This is a genomic window from Streptomyces syringium, from assembly GCF_017876625.1.
In the GTDB taxonomy this organism is placed as follows: domain Bacteria; phylum Actinomycetota; class Actinomycetes; order Streptomycetales; family Streptomycetaceae; genus Streptomyces; species Streptomyces syringius.
The window spans coordinates 2,857,286-2,878,419 of sequence record NZ_JAGIOH010000001.1 but is presented as its reverse complement, the minus strand read 5'-3'; the positions used below and the strand labels follow the sequence as shown (position 1 = coordinate 2,878,419).

Below are 21,134 nucleotides of genomic sequence, written 5' to 3'. Positions count from 1 at the left end.
GCGCGCTAGAAGTCGCCCAGCAGTGAATCCCGGTCCTCCCCACTACCCCGCCCGTCCTGCCGTCCGTTGGGCCCGTTCGGGCCGAAGGGGATGTCCGGCGGGGAGGGGAAGTCCGTCGGCGGGCCGGGCGGCACGATCGGGGACGGGAAGTCCGTCGGCGGACCCGGGGGCGTCGGGCGGGTGGTCGTCGGCGGGGCCGGCGCGGTCGGCGGGGCGCTGGACGTGGCCGGCGGCGGCGTGGTCTCGGGTGTCTCCATGAGCGGGGCGCCGCCGCTCATCGTCTCCAGGTCGAACTCCTTGACGGGGGTGCCCTCCAGCGCGTCGGCGGTGTACGCGGCCCAGATCTCGGCGGGGTAGCCGCCGCCGTTGATGCGGGACAGGCCCGTGGCCCCGTAGAGGGGTTTCTGTTCGGCGCTGTCGGGGTCCTGGCCCATGACGGCGACGACGGTGGCGAGGTCGGGGGTGTAGCCGGCGAACCAGGCGGCCTTGTCCTCCTCCGCCGTGCCGGTCTTGCCGGCGGCGGGCCGGCCGGCCATCTGGGCCGCGGCGCCGGTGCCGTTGTCGACCACGCTCTGGAGGACGGAGGTGGTGGTGTCGGCGGCCTCGCGGGGGACGGCCCGCTTGGTGTCGTCGCTGGGGAGCCCGACGTTCTCGCCGCCCTTGGCGAGCTTCTGGACGAGCGAGTACGGGCCGTGTCGGCCGTGGTTGGCGAGGGTCGCGTAGGCCTGGGTCATGTCCAGGACGCTCGCGGTGGCGACGCCGAGGGCGATGGAGGGGGTGGCGGTCAGGTCGGGGGTGCCGGCGGGGATGCCGAGGGCGACGGCCGTGTCCTTGACCTTGGCGGGGCCGACGTCCTGGGCCATCTGCGCGTAGACGGCGTTGACGGACAGGTCGGTGGCTTTGGTGACGGTGACGCGGCCGTAGGACTTGCCGTCCTCGTTCTCCGGGCTGTAGCCGACGGGGCCGCCCGGGCCCTGGACCTGGCGGCCGTCGGTGCCGTCGTAGAGCGTGTTCGGGGTGATGGGGCGGCCGCTCTGGGTGGTGGAGTCGTTCTGCACGGCGGAGGTGAAGACGAACGGCTTGAAGGTGGAGCCGACTTGGTAGTCGCGGCGGGTGGCGTTGTTGACGTACTGCTTGGTGTAGTCGACGCCGCCGTAGAGGGCGACGACCTTGCCGGATCTGGGGTCGATGGAGGCGCCGCCGGCACGTACGTAGCTGTCGACCTTGCGGTCGGGGCTGAGTTCGTCCATCAGTTGCCGCTGTACGGCCTTGACGAAGGCGTTCTGCTTCTTGCGGTTGATGGTGGTGGTGATGCGGTAGCCGCCGGCGGCGAGGGTCTGCTCGTCGACGATCTTGTTGCCGGTGAGGTAGTCCTTGACGGCTTCGACGAGATAGCCGCGCTGGCCCGACATGCCGTTGCGGGCCTTGGACTTGCCCGGCGGCGGGAACTTCATCGTGGCGCGCTCGGCCGGGGTGAGCCACTTCTTCTTGACCATGCCGTCGAGGACGTAGTTCCAGCGGCTGAGGGCGCGCTGCTTGTTCTCGGGGTGGGCGCCGACGTCGAAGGAGCTGGGGGCGTTGAGGAGGGTGGCGAGGTAGGCGCCCTCGGCGGTGTCGAGCTTGTCGGAGTCCTTGCCGTAGTAGGCCTGGGAGGCGGCCTGGATGCCGTACGCGTTCCGGCCGAAGTAGCTGGTGTTCAGATAGCCCTCGAGGATGTCGTCCTTCGTCACTTCGCGGTCGAGTTTGATCGCGATGAAGAACTCCTTCACCTTGCGGGTGATGGTCTGTTCCTGGCCGAGGTAATAGTTCTTGACGTACTGCTGGGTGATGGTGGAGCCGGACTGCTTGCCCTTGCCGGTGACGGTATTCCAGGCGGCGCGAACCATCGCCTCGGGGTTGACGGCCGATTCGGAGTAGAAGTCGCGGTCCTCGGCGGCGAGCACGGCGTGCTGGACGTTCTTCGACACCTTGGTCAGGGCGACGCTCTCCCGGTTGACCTCGCCGTCGCGGGCGAGCTGGGAGCCGTCGGAGTAGAGGAAGACATTGCTCTCGGCGACGGCGGCCTTGTTGGCCGGTGGGATGTCGACCAGCAGGTATCCCGCGATCAGACCGCCCGCGATCAGCAGGATGATCAGCAGAACGCCACCGAGCAGCATGCGCCAGGTGGGCACGGCCCGGCGCCAGCCGGTGCGCTGGGGGCGGCGGGGCTTGCCGCCGCCCGTCCGGCCGGGCTGTCCCGGCCGGGCGCCCTGGCCCCAGGCCGCCCGGTTCGCCGACGCGTCACCGTCGCCCGGGGGCCGCTGATGTGGCTGCTCGTCGCTCATGTCTGTAGGGACTCCTCGGCCGTCGTCGGGGGTTCAGCCACGGCGAACGGTGTTGTCGGGCCGTTCCGATGTAGTCGTCTGCCCCGGAAAACACTCTCGCACCATGCGGTCCGTGCCGAAGCGGCGTGGCGCACCTGCGGCAGCTGTAAAGAGCCGTTTGGGTCAGGCTGTTCACTCCAAAGAGTGAAAAACGCGTGGTCCGGGCCGGAGCCGTACGGCTAAGCTCCAGCGCTTTGGGGTGGGCGGACTAACGAGGTTCAACGACAAGGGGTGACACGGGGATGCGCCTGTACGCCGCGGTGGCGGTCAGCGGCTTCCGCCGGCACGCCACCTACCGGGTCGCCACCGCTGCGGGCGTCTTCACCAATACGGTCTTCGGCTTCATCATCGCCTATACGTTCATCGCCCTGTGGGACGAACGCCCGCACCTCGGCGGCTACGACCAGGCGCAGGCCCTGACGTTCGTCTGGGTCACCCAGGCGTTGCTCGCCCCCCTGGAGCTGATGGGCGGTGGTTTCCAGGAGGAGCTGCAGGAGCGCATCCGGTCCGGTGACATCGCCGTCGATCTCTACCGCCCCGTCGACCTCCAGCTGTGGTGGCTCGCCGCCGATCTGGGCCGGGCGGCCTTCCACCTGCTCGGCCGCGGCATCGTGCCGCTGGGCGTCGGTGCGCTGGCCTTCGATCTGGCCCTGCCCGCCGACCCCGCCCGCTGGTCGGCCTTCGGCTTCTCGGTCTTCCTCGGCGTCGTCGTCAGCTTCGCGCTGCGCTATCTGGTGGCGCTGTGCGCGTTCTGGCTGCTCGACGGCGCCGGGGTCAACATGATCAGCGTGCTGCTCGGCATCTTCTTCACCGGGCTGCTGCTGCCGCTGACCGTCTTCCCGGGCCTCTTCGGCGAGACCGTGCGGCTGCTGCCCTGGGCGGCGATGCTCCAGGTGCCGGCCGATGTCCTGCTCGGACAGCACACCGGCCCCGCCCTGGCCGGGGCGCTGGCGTTCCAGGCCGTCTGGGCGGTGGCGCTGCTGGCCGCGGGCCGGGCCCTGCAGTCGCTGGCCACGTCCAAGGTGGTGGTCCAAGGTGGCTGAGGTGTCGGTGCGACATCCCGACAGCGGCGCCCGGGAGGCCGAGGGGCCCCTGCCGCGGCTGCTGCACGGATTGCGGGCGTACGGGCTGATCGTCGCGATGTGGGTGCGCTCGACGATGGCCTACCGCATGTCCTTCGTCATGATGGCGGTCGGGAACTTCCTCACCAGCGGGCTGGATTTCGTCGCCATCCTGCTGATGTTCTCGCACATCGACGCCCTCGGCGGCTTCTCCCTCCCCGAGATCGCGTTGCTGTACGGGGCGACCAGTACGTCGTTCGGCCTGGTCGACCTCTTCCTCGGCAACGCCGAACGCGTCGGCCGGCGGGTGCGTGACGGCACGCTCGACACGCTGCTGCTCCGCCCGGTGCCGGTGCTGGCGCAGATCGCCGCCGACCGCTTCGCGCTGCGCCGGCTCGGGCGGGTCGTCCAGGGCCTGGTGGTGCTGGTCTGGGGGCTGGCCCGGGCGGACATCGCGTGGACGCCGGTCGACGTGCTGCTCGTGCCGGTGATGCTGCTCAGCGGGGCGGGGATCTTCGCGGCCATCTTCGTCGCGGGTGCCGCCTTCCAGTTCTGGGCCAATGACGCCTCGCAGGCCCAGAACTCCTTCACCTACGGCGGCACGACCCTTCTGCAGTACCCGCCGACGGTGTTCTCCCAGGAGCTGGTGCGCGGGGTGACCTTCGTGATCCCCCTCGCCTTCGTCAACTGGCTGCCGGCGCTGCGGCTCCTGGACCGCGAGGACCCGTTGGGGCTGCCGGGCTGGGTGGACTTCTGCGGCCCGCCGGTCGCGCTGGTGATGATCGCGCTTTCGGGGCTGGCCTGGCGGGCGGGTCTCAGGAGCTATCGGAGTACGGGGAGTTGAGCAGTGGCGACGGGTGCCGGTGACCGCGATGACACGTTCATCGAACTGGACGGTGTGGAGAAGGTCTTCGACGTGCGCCGCAAGGCGGGCTTCCTGCGCCGGGAGCGGCATCAGGTGCGGGCGGTGGACGGCATCGGTTTCACCGTGCCGCGCGGGGAGATGGTCGGCTACATCGGCCCCAACGGCGCCGGGAAGTCCACCACGATCAAGATGCTGACGGGCATCCTCGTGCCCAGCGGCGGCCGGCTGCGCGTGGCGGGCATCGATCCCTCCCGCGAGCGCACCCGGCTCGCCCGCCGCATCGGGGTGGTCTTCGGGCAGCGCACCACGCTCTGGTGGGATCTGCCGCTGCGCGACTCCTACGGGCTGGTGCGCCGCATGTACCGCATCCCCGACGCCCGTTACCGCGCGAACCTGGAGCGCTGCGTCGACCTCCTGGATCTGGGCGCGCTGCTGGACGTGCCCGTGCGGCAGCTCTCCCTCGGCCAGCGGATGCGCGGTGACATCGCCGCCGCCCTGCTGCACGATCCCGAGGTGCTCTACCTCGACGAGCCGACCATCGGTCTGGACGTGGTGAGCAAGGCGAAGGTGCGGGAGTTCCTGCGGGAGGTGAACGCCGAGCGGGGTACGACGGTGCTGCTCACCACGCACGATCTGACCGACATCGAGCAGTTGTGCAAGCGGGTCATGGTGATCGACCACGGGCGGCTGGTCTACGACGGCGGGCTGGACGGGCTGCACGCGGTCGGGGAGAGCGAGCGGACGCTGGTGGTGGACCTGGAGCGGGAGCTGCCGCCGATCGAGGGGGTGCCCGGGGCGAGTACGGTCAGGGTCGAAGGTCCGCGTCAGTGGCTGGCGTTCGCGGCGGGGCAGAGCGCGGCGCCGATCGTGGCGGCGGTGGCCGAGCGGTATCCGCTGGTGGACCTGTCGGTCCGGGAGCCGGACATCGAGGCCGTCATCGCGAAAATGTACGCGCGGCGATCGGGGATGTAGGGGTCGCTCGTTAGGCTGTTCGTCATGATGAGCGAGCTTCCTGACATGCGGGCGTCCGACGCCGAGCGCGAGCGGGTCGCGGAGGCCCTGCGCGAGGCCGTGACCGAAGGACGGCTGGACATGGAGGAGTTCGAGCAGCGGCTGGACGCCGCGTACAAGGCCCGTACGCACGGTGAGCTGGTCCCGCTGGTACGGGATCTCCCGGCGCCGGGCACCGCGTCCGCGGTCGTGCCCGGTGCGTCGTCGGCCCCGGTGTCGCCGGCCGACGCGAGCTGGCCGGAGCGGATCGGCGGCACGCCGACCTCGAAGGGTGCCGTCGGCGTGCTGGGCGGTTTCTCGCGCAAGGGCCGCTGGACGGTGCCGCGTGTGTTCACGGCGTTCTGCTTCTGGGGCGGCGGCGAGATCGATCTGCGGGACGCGCGGTTCGAGGACCGCGAGGTGGTCATCCGCTGTTTCGCCATCATGGGCGGCATGCAGGTCATCGCGCCGCCGGATCTCGATGTCGAGGTGTCGGGCATCGGCATCATGGGCGGCTTCGGTGACCGGGGCGGCGATGTGGCGGCCGCCGGCTCCCCGCGGGTGAAGATCACCGGCTTCGCCGTCTGGGGCGGTGTCGGTGTCGAGCGCAAGTGGGCGCGGGCCGAGCGCAAGCGGCTGCGCGAGGAGCTGCGGCGGGAGCGGCTGGAGGGCGAGTCGCGTGACGGCCTGGACGGCGGGGAGCCGCGCAAGAGGCTGGAGTGACGGGGCTTTGCACGTGAGTACGGCCGGGTGGGGGGACTCCCACCCGGCCGTTGTCGCATTTCCCGTCGCGGTTCCCTGGCGCGTTCCCTGTGTTTACAGCGCGGCCGAGGCCTGTCCCTTGAGGGTTTCGAGGTCCACGGCATCGGCCATCGCCCGGTAGCCGGCGTCGCTGGGGTGGAGGTGGTCGCCGGAGTCGTACAGCGGCAGCAGCCGCTCCGGGTCCGCCGGGTCGCGCAGGGCCGCGTCGAGGTCCACGACGTCGTCGAAGACCTGCCCGGACCGGATCTGCTCGTTGACGGCCTGGCGCACGGACTCCTGGACCGGCTTGCCGCCCCGGTGCCCGCCGAAGGGCATCAGCGTCGCCCCGACGACGCGCAGCCCGCGCGCGTGTGCCCGCTCGACCAGCTTCCGCAGCCCCGCGGTGATGCGGGAGGGGTCGGTCTGCTGCGGCAGACGGAGGATGTCGTTGACGCCCAGCTCCATGACCACGACCCGTACGCCCGTGCGGGTGAGGACGTCACGTTCGAAGCGGTCGAGGGCGCTCGGGTTGTTCGCGGGCACGGTGGCCGAACTGCCGAGCAGGACGCGGTTGCCGCTGATGCCCTGGTTGAGGACGCCGTAGGCGGGCGCGCCCGGCTCGGTGCGCAGCCGGGCCGCGAGGAAGTCCGTCCAGCGCCGGTTGGTGTTCGGGGTGGAGGTGACGCCGTCGGTGATCGAGTCGCCGATCACGGCGACGGCGCCCTTCGCGTCCTTGCTCCAGACGTCCACGGCGGTGAGGTAGCGCCAGTACTTGGTCTTCGTCCGGTAGCGCGCGCCGTCGAGGTCCTCGGCCCGGTCGCCGTGGGCGAGGTAGGAGGTCTGACGGGCGTGCGGGTGATGGGTGACCGGGCCCGAGGGGGTCGGCGAGTACGTGGTGACGAGCAGATCGGCCGCCTGGGGGACGACGAGCCGCACGGGGTCGCTGATGACGGAGTGCCCGGCGGGGATCGTCACCGTGGGCCGTGCGCCGAAGGTCAGCCGGCGCATGCTGCCGGAGGCCGCGTCGGCGGTGCCGGGCCCGGCGGCGAGGGCGAGGGACACATGGGTGAGGGCCAGCGGCTGGGTGCCGTAGAGGTTGGAGAGCTGGATGCGCGCGCCGGTGCCGCCGATGGTGGTGTGCACGACGTTGCGGATCGACTGTCCGGCGTAACCGTTCGGGGTGTTCGGCTCGGCGGCGGACGGTGAGGTGGACCAGGAGCCGATCCACGCTCCCGAGGCGGCCGACGTGGCGGGGCGGCCGGGCTCGGGCACCTTCGTCGCGGAGCGTCCCTCGGGGCCGCCGACCCCGAGGAATATCGCGGTCGAGACGACGATCACGAGGGCCGCCAGCGCGGCGAGCACGGCATAGGCCGTACCGCGGGGCAGGGGAGGCCTGTTCATGGGCGGACTTCTCCTGGAGGGGGGAATGCGGAGCGGACGGCTCCGAGGGGTCGGGTCCACGGGACGGGACTGGCACTGATCAGCAACAGCGCCCTCGCGGTCCGATCGCCTCGCCATGATCCCACGGTGGGGCGCGGGTGTGCTGAGCGGCAAAAGGTCACGGGAAGGCCTGGGAAACGATCGGAGAACGGTCGGGGGAAAGCGGTCACACAAGTGGCCACGGAAGCGGCGACGGAACGGTCACGACTGTCGCAGAAGCGGTCACGGGACATGCCCCACGCCGAGGCGTGTCACATGCGACTTGTCAGACGACGGGAACTCCAGGTCCGTTCCCCGAGTACCCCGGGTAGGGACAATGCACATGACGACAGCCGGAACGGGTGGTACGGATGATTCAGTCCAATTCGGGGGAGTCGGCTGCCGCCGAAAGGGTGATGCCCGCTCGGCCCGGCGGATTCACCTACAGCGCGGCCGACGAGGAGAAGCGGCGCGGGGTGCGCCGGATGAAGGCCACGGCGACGGGCCTGCTGGCCGTCGTCGCCGTGATCTACGCCCTCGCGAAGTGGGCACAGTCCTCCGGCGCGGGCGGCTGGGCGGCCTATGTGGCGGCCGCCGCCGAGGCCGGCATGGTCGGCGCGCTCGCCGACTGGTTCGCCGTCACCGCGCTCTTCCGTCGCCCGATGGGCCTGCCCATCCCGCACACGGCCATCATCCCGACGAAGAAGGACCAGCTGGGCGTCTCCCTCGGTGAATTCGTCGGTGAGAACTTCCTCTCCGGCGACATCGTGCGCGGCCGGCTGCGCGCGGTCGGCATCGGTTCCCGCCTGGGCACCTGGCTCGCCGATCCGGACCACGCCGACCGGGTCACCGCCGAGCTGGCCACCGCGCTGCGCGGCGCGCTGACCGTTCTGCGCGACTCCGATGTCCAGGCGGTCGTCGGCGAGGCCATCAACCGGCGGGCCGACGCACAGGAAATCGCCCCGGGTCTCGGGGCGATGCTGGAGAAGATCGTCGCGGACGGCGGCCACCACCGGGTCGTGGACCTGGTGTGCGTCCGCGCGCACGACTGGCTCGTCGAGCACAGCGACTCGGTGATGGACGCCGTCACGGGCGGCGCGCCCGGCTGGACGCCGCGCTTCGTGGACCGCAAGGTCGGCGAGCGGGTCTACAAGGAGCTGCTGCGCTTCGTGACCGAGACCCGCGACATGCCGGACCACCCGGCGCGCGGTGCCATCGACCGCTTCCTCGCGGACTTCGCCGAGGAGCTCCAGTCCGACACGGACACCCGGGAGCGGATCGAGCGGCTCAAGTCCGAGGTGCTGGGCCGCGCCGAGGTGCAGGACCTGATCGCCTCGGCGTGGGGTTCGGTGCGGGCGATGATGGTCGCGGCGGCCGAGGACGAGCGCAGCGAGCTGCGGATGCGGGTCCGCGCCTCGATTCTCTCCCTGGGCGCGCGCATGACGAGCGACGACCGGCTCCGCGCCAAGATCGACGGCTGGCTGGAGGACGCGGCCGTCTATGTGGTGACGACGTACCGGGACGAGATCACGCTGCTGATCACGGACACGGTGGCGAGCTGGGACCCCGAGCAGACCACCCGCAAGATCGAGGCCCACATCGGCAGGGACCTGCAGTTCATCAGGATCAACGGCACGGTGGTGGGCGCGCTGGCGGGCCTGGGCATCTTCACGGTGTCGCGCCTGCTGGGGGCGTGACGCGTTGCCCCTGCCGGGGGGCCACCGGACTCGGTGTGCCCCCCCGGGGCTGTCAAACCGAAGGAGACGGCCCAGTCCTACTCGCCCTTCCAGAAAACGGTGACGACGTTCCAGCCTCCGGTACTGATGCCGACGATGACCACCAGCTCACCGTTGGACATTCCGAGCGTGTACTTCCAGTTGCCGTTCCGCTGGCAGGAGGCGGTTCGGGCGCCGATACGGACACCGTTCCTGATTTCGTCCTCGCTCACCCCGCGCTCGGCCATGCGCTGCAGGGCGTGCTTGCTGAACCCTTTGAAGTCTTGCGGTGCGACGTCCGTGTAGCAAGTCTGGGTGTTTTCGTGTCCGCCCCTGCCGGGGGGACCCACGGTCGCCGTTGCGGCCACCGCCGGGCCGGAGATCGACGCCACCGCTGCGGTGACAAGACTGACGGCCAAGAGGCGAAGGCGCTGCGAACTGTTCACGGTGTTTCCCTTTTCCGGTGCTGTTTGCGCGGCTTGTCGGCCGCTGGGGAAAAGGTGCCAGGTGTCGGTCTACGTCCGGTTCACAGGCGATCAACAGTGGTTGTCGCCGGTACCACCCGCTCGCGTCGTGCGGGCGCGTGTATGTCGTCACCCCCCGAATGGCGGCGTTCGGCCGGAACGCCGGGGGGAACCCATGGGGAGCCCGGAGCCCACCGATCGAAGAGGAGATGAGGCATGGGATCAGGCGAGGACACACCGACGCGGCCGGTGCGCATCATGCCGCTCGGAGACTCGATCACCGAGGGCTGGGGAAGCGCCACGTGGGCCGGCTACCGGGAGGAGCTGTTCAACGAGCTGCACCGGCTCGGTCACGACATCGACTTCGTCGGTCCCCGCAATGACGTCTTTCAGCCGGAGGGCGACCCCGACCACGCGGGGGCGTCCGGTATCACCATTCAGGGCCTCACCGCCGTGGTCCCGGCGTGGGTCTCCGCCGCCGCTCCGGACTGGGTGCTGCTGCACATCGGCACCAACAACATGTACGACGACAACGCCACCCTCGCCCCCGGCTACCTGCGCGACCTGCTGGACGCCATCCAGCAGGCCTGTCCGGCGGCGCACATCCTGCTGGCCTCGATCATCCCCTCCCGGTTCGCTCCCTTCCAGAAGCACATCGACGAGTACAACCAGCATGTCAGGAAGATCGCGGAGGAGCGGGCCGACCGGGGGGTCCACTTCGTCGACATGGCCCCGGCCCTGACCGCCTCGGAGTCCGGGCAGGACGACGACCTGTCGGACAACGTCCACCCCAACCTCCAGGGGTACGCGAAGATGAGCAAGGTCTGGCGGGACGCCTTGCACCCGCTGCTCCCCGCCCCCGAAGGCGGCCCGATCCTCACCCGCAACCCCCACTTCCAGACCACCCGCTTGTCCGCCGCCCACCAGGCCGACCGGGGGTGGGACCGCGGATACTTCCCCGGCTGGGACAACGAAGGCGTCAACGCCTACGCGGCCGAACTGGCCGGCAGCGGCAACGGCTCCAACGCGGTGGGCATGTTCACCGCTCCGCCCATGTACAAAGGCATCTCCACCCGGCTGGCGACCACCCCTCAGGTGCCGGTGCGCGTCACCTTCCGGACCAAGTCCAACTCCCTTGGCCCGGCCTACGCGTGTGACCCGAACGCCGGATCCGACCACACCTTCACCATCGAGGCCGACGGCCACCCTCCGGCCACGATGACCGCTGACGGAAGCTGGCGCACGCTCACCTACGACTTCACTCCCACGGCCACGTTCACCACACTGCGCTTCTCCCCGAACAGCCAGCCGGGCTGCGGCCCCCTGATCACCGACGTCCTGGCGCGCGAAGTCTCCACCTGAGCGCCCCCGACCGGTGGCGGGCGGGGGCGGCACCGGTTCATCCCGCGGAAGCCGGGGTGACGTGGACGGGATTGGAGGGCGATTCCTCGTCGCCGACGGTGAAGGTGAGGGCCGTGGTGCCGGTGGGAGCGTCTTCGGACGCCTCGACGGCCACCCACATCAGGGCCGATCCGCCGACGGGGACGTTCAGGCGGGCCCTGTCGACGGTGAGCGACTGCCGGTCGTCCGAGAGGTGCCCGGGGTAACGGGTCTCGCCGACGTCCGGGCACCACACGGTCAGCAGGTGGTCGGGTCCGCCTTCGGCGACGAAGGACAACCCGTGCTCGGCCGGCAGGGCGGCGGTGACCTTCGCGTCGGTGAGCAGGGCGGAAGTGCCCGTGTTGCGTACCTTTACGCCCGGGTAACCCGGCGGGCCGCCCTGCTTGAGGGTGACATCCGGCGGCCCGCCCGGCTCCACCTCGAACCCTGCCGGGACCACGACGGTCACGGGCGTGGAGGCGGAGTCCTTCTCGCCGACGGAGAACGACAGGGCGGTGCGCGTCGGCTCGGCGTCCTCGGCCGCGCTGACGTCCACCCACATGACGGAGTGCGACCCGGTGCCGGAGAGGCCGGGGTCGACACCGGTGAAGGTGAGGGTCTGTCCGTCCTCCGAGAACTGCCCGGTGTGGACGGTGGTCGCGCCGTGGGCGTCCAGAACGGTCAGCTGGTTGTCCGGATGGCCGGGCTGCCCCCACACCAGCCGGGTGTCCGAGGGGAGGGTGGCGGTGATGGTCTGCGGGGCGATCGGGTCGTTCGTGCCGCCGGTCAGTTTCACGCCGGGGTAGCCGACGGCTCCGCCCTGCTCCAGGATGACGTCCGGCGGCCCGCCGGGCTCGACCGAAAAGGCCGACCTGCTGATGACCACGGGAGTGGAGTCGGAGGAACGCTCGCCGACCGTGAAGCGCAGGGCGGTGTGTGTGGAGAGCGCCTCGGGGATGGCGCTGACGGCGACCCACATCACCCTCTTGCCGCCCGGCGGAATATCCAGGGCGACGCCGTCGAAGAACAGAGTCCGCCCGTCGGACGAGAGCGTCCCCGGATACACCCCGCCGTCCAGCACCGTCAGTTGATGGTCCGGCTGCCCCGCGACACCCCACTGGAGGCCCTTGTCGGCGGGCAGTTCCGCGGTGACGGTCCTGCTGCCGACCGGTGTCGCGCCGGTGTTCGTCACGACCACGCCCGGGAAGCCGGTGATGCCGCCAGGGACCAGCAGCACGTCGGGCGGCCCGCCGGGTGCCACCTCGAACCGTTCCGGCGGGACGCTGTTGTCGGTGACCTTGAACCTCGTCAGGCCGCCGATGTCACTGATGTCCGGCTGGTCGGCTTCCCATTCCCGGTAATTTCCCCTCTGGCTGCCGTGCTGCCATGCGAGGATCCTGGCCCTTCGGCCGACCTCAACGGACAGGAATGTGTCGTTGAGCGGGTCTTCCTCGGCGAACCTGACTTTGTCACCGATTCCGTAAGTGTGGGTGTCACCCGTGTAGTTGAGGCCCGTGTGGAACGTGACCTGGTCGTCGTTCATTCTTCCCCCCTCTCGGTGCTGCCTTGCCGGTGGGCGGTGGTGCGCGGTGGCTCGGGTCAGAGGTTGAACCGGTCGATTTTCAGCACCCAGTTCTGTACGCCGCCGTAGCCGTCGGGGTTTTTGCCGAGCTTCAGCTTCACCCGCGCGGTCACATCCCGTAGGGCGAGTTCGGGTTCGAAGCGTGCCGTGCGGATCAAGGTGTGGCTGGACCACTCGACGTTGCCCCGGGCGGTCGCATAGCGGTGGTTGTCGCTGAGGGGTTCGGCTTGCTGGTCGCCGAAGAAGACTGTCGCCTTCAAGAGCTCGTTGTTGTTCGGGGCCGAGCAGAGCGTTTCCGCGCTGAACGTGGCCACGAACACGGCGCCCAGCGAAGGACGCCCCTGGCCGAGTTTGAGATCGATCTCGGCTCCGGGTACGGCGACCCATGCATCGCTGGTGGTCTCGAAGCGCGTGGTGTCCCATACCGCGTAGGTGACGTCTGCGGGTTTGGCGATACGGAAGGACTTGTTCGGGGCAGGCGTGCTCACGTATGTCGTCCCTTCTCCTCAGGGGTGACGACCATTAGTGATCGGTTCGTCACTGAGTGTTGCTATCAAAATGGCTGCCCCGGCCATTGATGGGCTCATGCGTGACCAACTGCGATTGTCCGAAAGCCGATTGGGTGACGATGCTTGTTCGCTGATGCATGCGGATATCGGACGCGGTTGCGACTTCGAATTCCAGTACCTATGTCGGGGTTCCGGGATCACCCTTATGGGTGAACTGGTGCTGCGTCGCCGCCGCCCCGGCCCGTCAGGTTTGAGCCGTCATCGTCCATGAGTAGCGGCGAGGGAAACCGGCTTCGTAGACACTTCTCTCCCACCTCGCTCAGCGCGCCTCTGTAGTGAGGTGGGCACGGGGTGTCGGCGGCCGGCCGCAGCAGTGCCCGGCGGCGCAAAACGTTTACTGGACAGAACCGTGCGGCGGCCAGCAAAGTCTCTGATATCCCCTGCGCAAACTCTGCTTGTCGGTATCTATCGGGCTGCCCTGAGGGCGGACGATGGACTCGCCAATCCCACCCTGCCCACCTGCCTCGTACACCGGGCGAAGCTTTGCCTTCGCGCACCCCTCGCCCAGGCCATCCGCATTCCCGTAACACTGTTTGGAGGGAATTCACACCCGTGGACACGATGGCACCCCACCTGCCCAGACTGGTCGCGACTCCCACAGCACGCCGCATGTCCCTCATGGCCCGGGTGTACGGATACCCGCCGGCCCACAACGCGGGCTCGGAGTGGATGCTCCACTCGATGCTGCGACCGCTGGCCGAACGCGGCCACCATGTGACGGTCTGGCTCTCGCACCCGGGGAGTATTCGGAAGAGCTACGAGATCGACGGGGTGCGGGTCGTCCCGTACCAGGAGGGCACCGACTTCGCCGCACACGCTCATCGGGCGGACGTGCTGCTGTCGCATTTCGAGAACGTCCCCCTCGTGGCGGGGCTCGCCAGAGACCGTCGGATACCCGTGGCCGTGATCTGTCACGACGACTTCACTTCCAGCTTCCACAATGCGGCGGGCGCCGATCTCGTCGTGTACAACAGCGAGTGGATCCGGCGGGAAGGCGAGATCTTCTACGCCCGTTACCCACGGGAATTCCTGCCCAGGAACAGCATCGTCGTCCGGCCGCCGGTGATCGCGGAGGAATACCGAACCGAGCCCGGCGATTGCGCGACTCTCGTCAACCTCAACCCCGACAAGGGCGGCGAGCTCTTCTGGCAGATCGCCGCCTGGACACCGGAATGGGAGTTCCTCGGTGTCCGCGGCGCCTACGGACAGCAGATCATGCCACCGCCGCGGCTGCCCAACTGCGAGGTCCTCGACGGCGTGCCCGGACAGCTCATGCGTGAGCACGTCTACAGCCGGGCGCGCGTGATGCTCATGCCGAGTCTGTACGAGTCCTGGGGACGGGTGGCGGTGGAGGCGTTCGCCTCGGGCATCCCGGTGATCGCCCATCCCACCCCCGGGCTGGTCGAGTCCCTGGGGGAAGCCGGCATCTTCGCCTACCGCGACGACCTCAACGCCTGGATCCACGCTCTGACGTCCCTGCGGGACCCGGATAACTGGGCCCGTGCCTCCCGTCGGGCCAAAGCCCGGTCCGGCGAGCTGAGTTCGGCTCCCGACCTCGATATCTGGTGCGACGCCGTCGAATCGCTGACGACCACGACGCGCACGCGGAACGGCTCCCGCAGGCGCGACATCGGCACGCTCGTCGATGCCGGTGAGATGACTGTCGATCTGCAACGGAAGGAAGGTACGCCATGACCCAGACGACGCAGAGTATGTGCACCTCCACGCCGGGATACAACCGCTGTGTGCGGTTCGACGTCACTGGCGGGGTTCAGGATTTCCGTGTTCCCGACGGAGTGACCTCACTTGATGCCCGCGTCTGGGGCAGCGGTGGTGGCGGCCCTCTGGGCGGTGGCGGCGGGTTTTCCTCGGGGGTCGTTTCGGTGACGCCGGGCGAGGTGCTCCGGGTAGTGGTGGGAACCACGCCGGGGTTCGGCGGTGGGGCCAAGCAGGGCGGGGGGATGAGCGGTCTCTACCGCACCGGGACGGGCCCCCTCCTCATCGCCGGCGGCGGAGGCGCGAGTGATGCGGCTGGGAGGCTCGCCGGTGGTGCGGGTGGCGGTCAGCGCGGGGGCGACGGGACGGGCCGGGCCTCCGGGTCGTTCAGCGGGAGCCCGGCACGCGGTGCCGTAGGGCGGACAGGCGGGGCCGGGGTGATCTGCCGCCCTGGGCCCGTTGCGGGCAAGGGGGGCGACCTGGGCCAGAACGGGGGTGACGGCGGCGGGTTGATTCCGCTGCCGGGCATGGGCGGAGGCGGTGGCAACGCCCTGGCAGGCGACTACCACGGTGGTGGGGCCGGATACGCGGGTGGTGGCGGTGGCGGCGGCGTTGGCGGAGCCCAGGGCTCTTACGTATCCGGCGGCGCGGGTGGCTCTGGCTTCGCGTCGGGGCCTGGGGTGTCGGGTGGTGTGACGGTTGCGGGCTCGGGGACGAATGCTGCGGGCAGGACCGACCCCTTGTACCAGTCCCCGGTCGGTGACGCGGGCAGGCCGGGGCAAGTAGTGCTTCAGTGGGCGGATTTCACCGTGGCGCCGGGCGGACCGCCGGATGTGGAGCTGGTCCAGGGCGGACCGGTCGGGTACCCAGGAGTCCACGTCGAAGCCGACGTGGCGTTCGACCCGGTATCCGTGTCCGTGGCCCTGCCCACCGGCCGGGACCTGCGCTTCGGCACGCAGACGCTTCCCGACCACCAGCTGACCGTCCAGAACACCAGCGGCCAGACCACCACATACACGGGAGTCCTCTCGGCGGACGGCACGACGCTCGTCTTCTCGGACGTGGACCTGGCACTGCCCGGGACAACGGTGCTGTGGGTCGCCGTGAGCGCCGGCCACGACGCCCCGCTCGGAGCCACCGGCCTGACCTTCACCGTGGGAGGAAAGACCTCCCCCTCCACAACGATCGTCGTCATGCCGGGCTTCACCGTGTCGCCGGGCGGCGACCCTGTGACCGCGGAACGGGGAGGGGATCCCGTCTACCCGGGCGTGGAGGTGCGCAATAACGGGACGCAGGGCATCCCGCCGCAAACCGTCATCGTGACTCTGCCGGCCGGCGCCGACATGCGATTCGGTACGCCGACCAGCCCCGATCACCAATTGACCGTCTGGAAGGCCGGCGGAAACACCACGGTGTACGCGGGAAGCATCTCCGCCGACGGACAGTCTCTGACCTTCTCCGACGTCGACCTCGAAGTCGCCAACGTCGGTTCACAGTCCGTGATGTGGGTCTGCGTGAGCGCGGCCGACACCACGCCCGTCGGCCCCACCAGCGTGGAGTTCTCCGTCGGCGGCCGGACCTCGCCGTCCACGACCGTCGACGTCATTTGAGGGACGCAGCGGCATCGTGTCCCCCTTCTGCGGAAGGGGGACACGTGCTGTCGCCGTGGAACCGGGAATTTCGTAGATTCACCCGGTGACCTACGACATCACGCTCGTGCGCGTACGGCCGGGCCTGACGCTTCAGGAGACGCTCGACCGTCTCAACGCCGACTTCGACCCCGATGCCGACCTGCCCCTGCTCCGGCTCACCGACGCACAACGGGCCGAGTGGGGTCGCATCCTGGAGCGGGTCTCGCGGGAGGTCGGGTCCGTCGAGTCCGAGGAGTACCTGTACAGCCTGACCCTTGAAACGGTTGGTCCGCCGGGACGCGTGCAGTTCGACTACTGCGGGGACACGGCCAACATAGAGGTCGCTTACCGCCACTCGGGTCCGGCGGCGTTGGCGGTGATGGAACGGGCCTATCGCATCGCTCGCATCGTCGAGGAAGAGAGCGGCCTGACCGGCCATGACTTCGAGGTGGACCAGCCCACGTGGTCCGGTGACCCGGTCAAGGCTGCCGCCCGGCTGAGCGGCGTTTCCGGTTGGGCCCAGCAGCACTTGAGTTAGCAGATCGCCGAGCGATGACAGTGCCCATTCCGTCAGACGTAAACGATGCGGACGACAACCCCCCGACGGTTGCTTCGCGCCGATCGGAGTCATCCTTGACCGGGGTGGAGCCATGGCCGCACGGGTCGCTGGTCAAGCGCCGTTCTCGCCGCGGGCAAGGCGCTCGAAGAGGTGTTCGTCTTCTTCATCGGCGCCCGTGCCGACCAGTGCCCAGCGGACCAGAGCGGCAGGCAGCTCAGCCGCAGGGACATGCTCGATCTCGCGGTCGAACTCCTCGGCCTGGTCGGCTGCCATGGTGGCGCGGATGGCCGCGATGGTGCCGGGCAGCTCGACGAGCTCGCCCCCGATGACGGTCTTGAGGGTGGCGTCCACGGTGGTGGCCTCCTTCTTCCTGTCACTTAAGCTACGCCCGCCGCGCCCGGCATGTAGCCCGCCATTGGGTACCGGCGTTCGTCGCAATCAGACGGCTGACGCGGGTGCCGCCCAGCGGGGCGCGCCCACGCCGCTCGTCCCCCAGCGGATGCCGAGCCGTACGATGCGCGCCACGTGGCGGGCTGCCGCGCGGTCCGTTTTGCGGGCTCGGCGTGGGGGTGGCGTGGTGGTCGGCGCCAGCTCTGCCGGGCGCAGGGCGCCGTAGTCCGTGAACCGTCTGGTTCCGCAGTCGTTGCAGCGCGCCTCGCCACGGGTCTGTGTCCAGCCCGACCGGTGCCCGCAGGCCCCGGACCAGCTGCCCTGGCCCTTCACAGCGCGTGTGCCCTGCGTCGGTGCGAACGGACGGCGACGAGGGCGTCGCCGGCCTTCTCCTCGTCGCCGTCCGCGATGGCCCGTCGCCGGGCGGTTTCGAGTTCGGCGCACTCGGCGCAGTTCATGAGACGCGTCGTCGCGGCACGGGCCGCCGCCCGCTCCTCGCTCGTCGCCAACCGCAGGACGTCCGAGGGGACTTCCCACTCCAGGCCGCCGCCGGGCGTTCTGACCTGCACGCGGTCTCCGACGTGCCCCATCACCTGCATGAGCCGATTCTCCCGGGTGTCCATCACGAACACACCCACCCTGTATGTCATTCAGCTACACCCTTCCAAGGCTCGAATGCACGCCAACGCATCCACCCCAGGCGCAACTTGCGCCGAACAATTTCAGCGGTGGGCGCGGCGTATCCAGAATGCATCCGCGTGGCGCTCACGACAAACTTCAATCGATGGAGCGACAAATTGAAGAACGACACTTTGTGGACTGGCACTTGGGGCTTCAATTGGCCAGTATTCGGGGTCCCGGCCGCCGGGGTCGGGAGCACAGATCAGCGGAGGAGCTACGCGTGGGACAGCAGGCACATCGCACCGCCAGGCGTCGCAGGCTCGGGGCAGAGCTGAGGGCGCTCCGGGAAGCGGCGAAGGTCTCACCGGAGGAGGCGGCGGTCGCCATCCACGGTGACAGGTCGAAGATCAGTCGGCAGGAGACCGGTCGCCACCGTGTCACTCGCCTTGAGCTGGATGTCCTGCTGAGCCTCTACAAGGTCAAGGACGAGAGAACGCGAGAGTGTCTGGTCGCCCTTGCGTCCGAGGGGCACAAGCGGAGCTGGTGGCGTCAGTACGGCGAAACCCTGCGACCGAGCTTCAAGGAAGGACTGTCCCTGGAATCCGATGCGACAAAGATCCGTGCCTTCCAGTCGCAAGTGATTCCTGGTCTCCTGCAAACCAGGCCCTATGCAACCGCAGTAATGACTGGTTCGGATCCGCTACCCGAGGAAGAGCTTGAGTTCTATCTCGATCTGCGGATGGAACGGCAGGAAGTCCTGCGGCGGGAAGAGCCGCCGAGCTACATGTGCATCATGCCCGAAGGCGTCCTTCGTCAGCAGATCGGCGGGGCGGCGGTGATGGCGGAGCAACTGCGGCGGTTGGTCGGTCTCAGCCAGTCGTCTGAGATGACGATCCAGGTCACCCCCCTGTCTCAGACCACCTTCACCTGTACAGGTGGCTCGTTCGACATCTTCTCCTACCCGGATCCCATGGGCCTGGAGGTGGTTCAAGTCGAATATCTCGACGGCGCCCTGTACCTGGAGGAGGATGAGGCCGTCACAAAGTACGGGCGCGCGTGGGGACGACTTCAGGCAGCGGCTCTCCCGGCGCAGCAGTCCATCGAGCTGATTGCATCGATCGCACGTGAACTTGAATCTGAGTGAGGTACGCGTGAAACGCCACAATCTGCCCGCATACGCGTGGCGCAAGTCCTCCTACAGCGATAACCAACAGGTCGGGTGTGTCGAGGCGCAGCTGACCGACGACGGCCTCATAGCCATCGGCGACAGCAAGGACCGCACCAGAGGCGCCTTCATCTTCACGCCATCCGCGTGGACGTCCTTCGTCGGCGCCGTCCGGCGCGACGCGTTCAGCAGCCGGGCTGCGGGATGAGGGGATCAGGCGGCCGGAGCAAGCTCATGTTCAAGAAGAGCAGCTACAGCTCCGTCGTCGAGAACTGCGTGGAGATCGCTATACCCGGGAGCGACGGGGCCGCCCCCATAGCGATACGCGACTCGAAGAATCCAGACGGCCCCATACTCTGGTGCGGCCCCCGCGCCTACCGCTCGTTCACCCGAGCCGTCAGAGCGGGTGAGCTTCGTCCCCGGTAGCGGCAGCTACCGCGCGCTCAACGAGCCGGCAGCATGCCCTACCGCTCGTAGCGGGAACGGTAGAGAACAACCAGTGCCAGCCCCGCCCCCAGCATGACCAGCCCCCCGCCGAACGCCATCGACGCGCTCATCGGCGGCCCGCTGTGGGCCAGCTCGTGGCCGTCGCCCGCCACCGGCCCCGCATGCGGGCCTACATTCGGACGCACCGTCGGGGGTGGCATCGGGCGGGGCAGAGGGGGCAGGGGCCGGGCCCCCGCCGTGGGGGCGGCGGGTGTCGCCGTCGCTGACGGGCTGCCCGGCGAGCCGCCCGCCGTCGGGGTCAACGGGCTCGGCCGCGTCGCGGCAGACGCGCTCAGCGCGGCCAGAGCGCACACGAGCAGCACGCCGCCGAGCGCGGTCGCCAGGACCGCCAGGCCGGCCGTACGGGACCTTCCGCCCTCTTCCTTGCGCATGTACGAAAATATGCATGGACAAGGGTGCGGAACCCGGCAACACACGCGCCGGGTCCCCCGTACGTACGCCCGCCGCTACGCCTCCTTGAGTACCTGCCGCTGCCGCCCCAGGCCGTCGATCTCCAGCTCCACCACGTCCCCGGCCCGCAGATACGGCTTGGGTTCCGGTTGGCCCATGGCCACGCCCGCCGGGGTGCCGGTGTTGACGACGTCGCCGGGGTACAGGGTCATGTACTGGCTGACGTACCGCACGATCTGGGCGACCGGGAAGATCTGGTCGGCCGTGCTGCCGTCCTGCCGCAGCTGCCCGTTCACCCACAGGCGCAGCCGCAGGTCCTGCGGGTCGGGGACCTCGTCGGCGGTGACGAGCCACGGGCCCAGCGGATTGAACGTCTCGCAGTTCTTGCCCTTGTCCCACTGGCCGCCGCGCTCCATCTGGAACGCCCGCTCCGAGACGTCGTTCGCCACCGCGTACCCGGCTATCGAGGCGAGCGCCTGCTGGTCGGTCTCCAGGTAGCGGGCCGTCCGGCCGATGACGACGGCCAGCTCGACCTCCCAGTCGGTCTTCTCGCTGCCGCGCGGCACGAGCACCGTGTCCTCCGGGCCGACGACCGTGTCCGGGGCCTTGAGGAAGAGCACCGGCTCGGCGGGGACCTTCACCCTGAGCTCGGCGGCGTGGGCGTGATAGTTCAGGCCCACGCAGACGATCTTGCCGATGCGGCCGACGGGCGGGCCGATCCGCAGGCCGGACGGGTCGAGCGCGGGCAGGACGCGGGCGCCGACGGCGGCCCGGACGTGCTTGAGCGCCGACTCGTCCGCGAACAGCCCGGCGTCCACGTCGGGCACCAGGGCCGACAGGTCGCGCAGCGTGCCTTCCTCGTCCAGCAGCGCCGGGCGTTCCGCACCCGCCGGTCCCACACGCAACAGCTTCATCCGTACGACTCCCACGGTCGAAGGGACGGCCCGGACGGCCTTGTCCGGACCGGCCGATGGGGGACGGCCATCAGGTGAACTGGCCGATCGTG

The 21,134-nt window shown here is 69.5% G+C and carries 22 protein-coding genes; 12 read left to right on the top strand and 10 right to left on the bottom strand.

Translation table 11 applies throughout. The annotated features are described in order from the left end of the window. Nucleotides 1–5: 5 nt before the first annotated feature. The gene (locus JO379_RS12720) at nt 6–2,324 is read right to left on the bottom strand and encodes a transglycosylase domain-containing protein (RefSeq protein WP_209515012.1); all 2,319 of its coding nucleotides are present in this window, start codon (nt 2,322–2,324) and stop codon (nt 6–8) included. A 281-nt stretch (nt 2,325–2,605) separates the two neighbouring features. Here JO379_RS12720 and JO379_RS12715 point away from each other — a divergent pair, with 281 nt between their 5' ends. From JO379_RS12715 to JO379_RS12700, 4 genes are read left to right on the top strand one after another with little or no spacing between them, the layout of a single operon-like run. Further along, entirely contained in the window at nt 2,606–3,406 is an 801-nt protein-coding gene (locus JO379_RS12715; RefSeq protein ID WP_130878017.1) for an ABC transporter permease, read from the top strand. After that, nucleotides 3,399–4,268 carry an ABC transporter permease gene (locus JO379_RS12710; protein ID WP_372449073.1) on the top strand — a complete coding sequence of 290 codons (870 nt, stop codon included), beginning with the start codon at nt 3,399–3,401 and terminating at the stop codon, nt 4,266–4,268. The genes JO379_RS12715 and JO379_RS12710 overlap by 8 nt, the downstream gene beginning before the upstream one ends. Before the next feature lie 3 nt (nt 4,269–4,271). Further along, the gene (locus JO379_RS12705) at nt 4,272–5,261 is read left to right on the top strand and encodes an ABC transporter ATP-binding protein (RefSeq protein ID WP_209515010.1); all 990 of its coding nucleotides are present in this window, start codon (nt 4,272–4,274) and stop codon (nt 5,259–5,261) included. Nucleotides 5,262–5,306: 45 nt separating this feature from the next. After that, nucleotides 5,307–6,002: a DUF1707 SHOCT-like domain-containing protein gene (locus JO379_RS12700; protein ID WP_207303909.1), complete on the top strand. Its 696-nt coding sequence runs from the start codon at nt 5,307–5,309 to the stop codon at nt 6,000–6,002. A gap of 93 nt (nt 6,003–6,095) precedes the next feature. Here JO379_RS12700 and JO379_RS12695 read toward each other — a convergent pair whose 3' ends face one another. Continuing rightward, nucleotides 6,096–7,421: an SGNH/GDSL hydrolase family protein gene (locus JO379_RS12695; protein WP_209515008.1), complete on the bottom strand. Its 1,326-nt coding sequence runs from the start codon at nt 7,419–7,421 to the stop codon at nt 6,096–6,098. Nucleotides 7,422–7,855: 434 nt separating this feature from the next. Here JO379_RS12695 and JO379_RS12690 point away from each other — a divergent pair, with 434 nt between their 5' ends. Continuing rightward, nucleotides 7,856–9,136: a DUF445 domain-containing protein gene (locus JO379_RS12690; protein WP_242626072.1), complete on the top strand. Its 1,281-nt coding sequence runs from the start codon at nt 7,856–7,858 to the stop codon at nt 9,134–9,136. Between the two features lie 77 nt (nt 9,137–9,213). Here JO379_RS12690 and JO379_RS33665 read toward each other — a convergent pair whose 3' ends face one another. Beyond that, nucleotides 9,214–9,600 carry a DUF4258 domain-containing protein gene (locus JO379_RS33665; RefSeq protein WP_130878012.1) on the bottom strand — a complete coding sequence of 129 codons (387 nt, stop codon included), beginning with the start codon at nt 9,598–9,600 and terminating at the stop codon, nt 9,214–9,216. A gap of 234 nt (nt 9,601–9,834) precedes the next feature. Here JO379_RS33665 and JO379_RS12680 point away from each other — a divergent pair, with 234 nt between their 5' ends. Then, a complete protein-coding gene (locus tag JO379_RS12680; protein ID WP_130878011.1) occupies nt 9,835–10,980 on the top strand; it encodes a GDSL-type esterase/lipase family protein in 1,146 nt (381 codons plus the stop codon). A gap of 37 nt (nt 10,981–11,017) precedes the next feature. Here the strand turns inward: JO379_RS12680 and JO379_RS12675 are convergent, their stop codons facing one another. Both JO379_RS12675 and JO379_RS12670 read right to left on the bottom strand, forming a co-directional pair. After that, nucleotides 11,018–12,541 carry a beta/gamma crystallin domain-containing protein gene (locus JO379_RS12675; RefSeq protein ID WP_209515006.1) on the bottom strand — a complete coding sequence of 508 codons (1,524 nt, stop codon included), beginning with the start codon at nt 12,539–12,541 and terminating at the stop codon, nt 11,018–11,020. Between the two features lie 56 nt (nt 12,542–12,597). Then, on the bottom strand, nt 12,598–13,068 hold the full coding sequence (locus JO379_RS12670) for a hypothetical protein (protein ID WP_209515004.1): 471 nt from the start codon (nt 13,066–13,068) through the stop codon (nt 12,598–12,600). A gap of 690 nt (nt 13,069–13,758) precedes the next feature. On the opposite strand from JO379_RS12670, the gene JO379_RS12665 reads away from it, so the two are divergent. From JO379_RS12665 to JO379_RS12655, 3 genes are all read left to right on the top strand, one after another. Further along, nucleotides 13,759–14,844, top strand: a complete 1,086-nt coding sequence (locus JO379_RS12665; protein WP_209515002.1) for a glycosyltransferase family 4 protein — start codon at nt 13,759–13,761, stop codon at nt 14,842–14,844. An 830-nt stretch (nt 14,845–15,674) separates the two neighbouring features. Further along, nucleotides 15,675–16,475, top strand: coding sequence for a hypothetical protein (locus JO379_RS12660; protein WP_209515000.1), 801 nt, complete (start codon nt 15,675–15,677; stop codon nt 16,473–16,475). An 85-nt stretch (nt 16,476–16,560) separates the two neighbouring features. After that, nucleotides 16,561–17,034 (top strand): hypothetical protein, encoded by a 474-nt coding sequence (locus JO379_RS12655; protein ID WP_209514998.1) that lies wholly within the window; start codon nt 16,561–16,563, stop codon nt 17,032–17,034. Between the two features lie 132 nt (nt 17,035–17,166). Here the strand turns inward: JO379_RS12655 and JO379_RS12650 are convergent, their stop codons facing one another. From JO379_RS12650 to JO379_RS12645, 3 genes are all read right to left on the bottom strand, one after another. Then, nucleotides 17,167–17,406: a hypothetical protein gene (locus tag JO379_RS12650; RefSeq protein ID WP_209514997.1), complete on the bottom strand. Its 240-nt coding sequence runs from the start codon at nt 17,404–17,406 to the stop codon at nt 17,167–17,169. 87 nt (nt 17,407–17,493) lie between these two features. Next, complete coding sequence (locus tag JO379_RS34115; protein ID WP_372449072.1) at nt 17,494–17,778, bottom strand: DUF6255 family natural product biosynthesis protein; 285 nt, start codon at nt 17,776–17,778, stop codon at nt 17,494–17,496. Beyond that, nucleotides 17,775–18,095, bottom strand: a complete 321-nt coding sequence (locus JO379_RS12645) for a hypothetical protein (protein ID WP_209519040.1) — start codon at nt 18,093–18,095, stop codon at nt 17,775–17,777. The genes JO379_RS34115 and JO379_RS12645 overlap by 4 nt, the downstream gene beginning before the upstream one ends. A gap of 251 nt (nt 18,096–18,346) precedes the next feature. Between JO379_RS12645 and JO379_RS12640 the strand changes: the two genes are divergently transcribed. The 3 genes from JO379_RS12640 to JO379_RS12630 are packed head-to-tail and all read left to right on the top strand — an operon-like array spanning nt 18,347 to nt 19,657. Further along, complete coding sequence (locus JO379_RS12640) at nt 18,347–19,210, top strand: helix-turn-helix domain-containing protein (protein WP_307841976.1); 864 nt, start codon at nt 18,347–18,349, stop codon at nt 19,208–19,210. Continuing rightward, on the top strand, nt 19,191–19,439 hold the full coding sequence (locus tag JO379_RS12635) for a DUF397 domain-containing protein (RefSeq protein ID WP_307841975.1): 249 nt from the start codon (nt 19,191–19,193) through the stop codon (nt 19,437–19,439). The genes JO379_RS12640 and JO379_RS12635 overlap by 20 nt, the downstream gene beginning before the upstream one ends. Continuing rightward, a complete protein-coding gene (locus tag JO379_RS12630; protein ID WP_130878005.1) occupies nt 19,436–19,657 on the top strand; it encodes a DUF397 domain-containing protein in 222 nt (73 codons plus the stop codon). Before JO379_RS12635 ends, JO379_RS12630 begins: the two co-directional genes overlap by 4 nt. A 38-nt stretch (nt 19,658–19,695) precedes the next feature. Here JO379_RS12630 and JO379_RS12625 read toward each other — a convergent pair whose 3' ends face one another. After that, on the bottom strand, nt 19,696–20,109 hold the full coding sequence (locus JO379_RS12625) for a hypothetical protein (protein ID WP_130878004.1): 414 nt from the start codon (nt 20,107–20,109) through the stop codon (nt 19,696–19,698). A 75-nt stretch (nt 20,110–20,184) separates the two neighbouring features. Beyond that, a complete protein-coding gene (locus JO379_RS12620) occupies nt 20,185–21,042 on the bottom strand; it encodes a fumarylacetoacetate hydrolase family protein (RefSeq protein WP_209514995.1) in 858 nt (285 codons plus the stop codon). Between the last annotated feature and the right edge of the window lie 92 nt (nt 21,043–21,134).

Excerpts from the sequence above, each read along its gene's own strand:
- JO379_RS12680 (WP_130878011.1), top strand. The coding sequence starts at position 9,835 with ATGGGATCAGGCGAGGACACACCGACGCGGCCGGTGCGCATCATGCCG.
- JO379_RS12625 (WP_130878004.1), bottom strand. The coding sequence starts at position 20,109 with ATGCGCAAGGAAGAGGGCGGAAGGTCCCGTACGGCCGGCCTGGCGGTC.
- JO379_RS12675 (WP_209515006.1), bottom strand. The coding sequence starts at position 12,541 with ATGAACGACGACCAGGTCACGTTCCACACGGGCCTCAACTACACGGGT.
- JO379_RS12665 (WP_209515002.1), top strand. The coding sequence starts at position 13,759 with ATGTCCCTCATGGCCCGGGTGTACGGATACCCGCCGGCCCACAACGCG.
- JO379_RS12690 (WP_242626072.1), top strand. The coding sequence starts at position 7,856 with ATGCCCGCTCGGCCCGGCGGATTCACCTACAGCGCGGCCGACGAGGAG.
- JO379_RS12695 (WP_209515008.1), bottom strand. The coding sequence starts at position 7,421 with ATGAACAGGCCTCCCCTGCCCCGCGGTACGGCCTATGCCGTGCTCGCC.
- JO379_RS12645 (WP_209519040.1), bottom strand. The coding sequence starts at position 18,095 with ATGACATACAGGGTGGGTGTGTTCGTGATGGACACCCGGGAGAATCGG.
- JO379_RS12700 (WP_207303909.1), top strand. The coding sequence starts at position 5,307 with ATGCGGGCGTCCGACGCCGAGCGCGAGCGGGTCGCGGAGGCCCTGCGC.
- JO379_RS12715 (WP_130878017.1), top strand. The coding sequence starts at position 2,606 with ATGCGCCTGTACGCCGCGGTGGCGGTCAGCGGCTTCCGCCGGCACGCC.
- JO379_RS12720 (WP_209515012.1), bottom strand. The coding sequence starts at position 2,324 with ATGAGCGACGAGCAGCCACATCAGCGGCCCCCGGGCGACGGTGACGCG.
- JO379_RS12630 (WP_130878005.1), top strand. The coding sequence starts at position 19,436 with ATGAGGGGATCAGGCGGCCGGAGCAAGCTCATGTTCAAGAAGAGCAGC.
- JO379_RS12620 (WP_209514995.1), bottom strand. The coding sequence starts at position 21,042 with ATGAAGCTGTTGCGTGTGGGACCGGCGGGTGCGGAACGCCCGGCGCTG.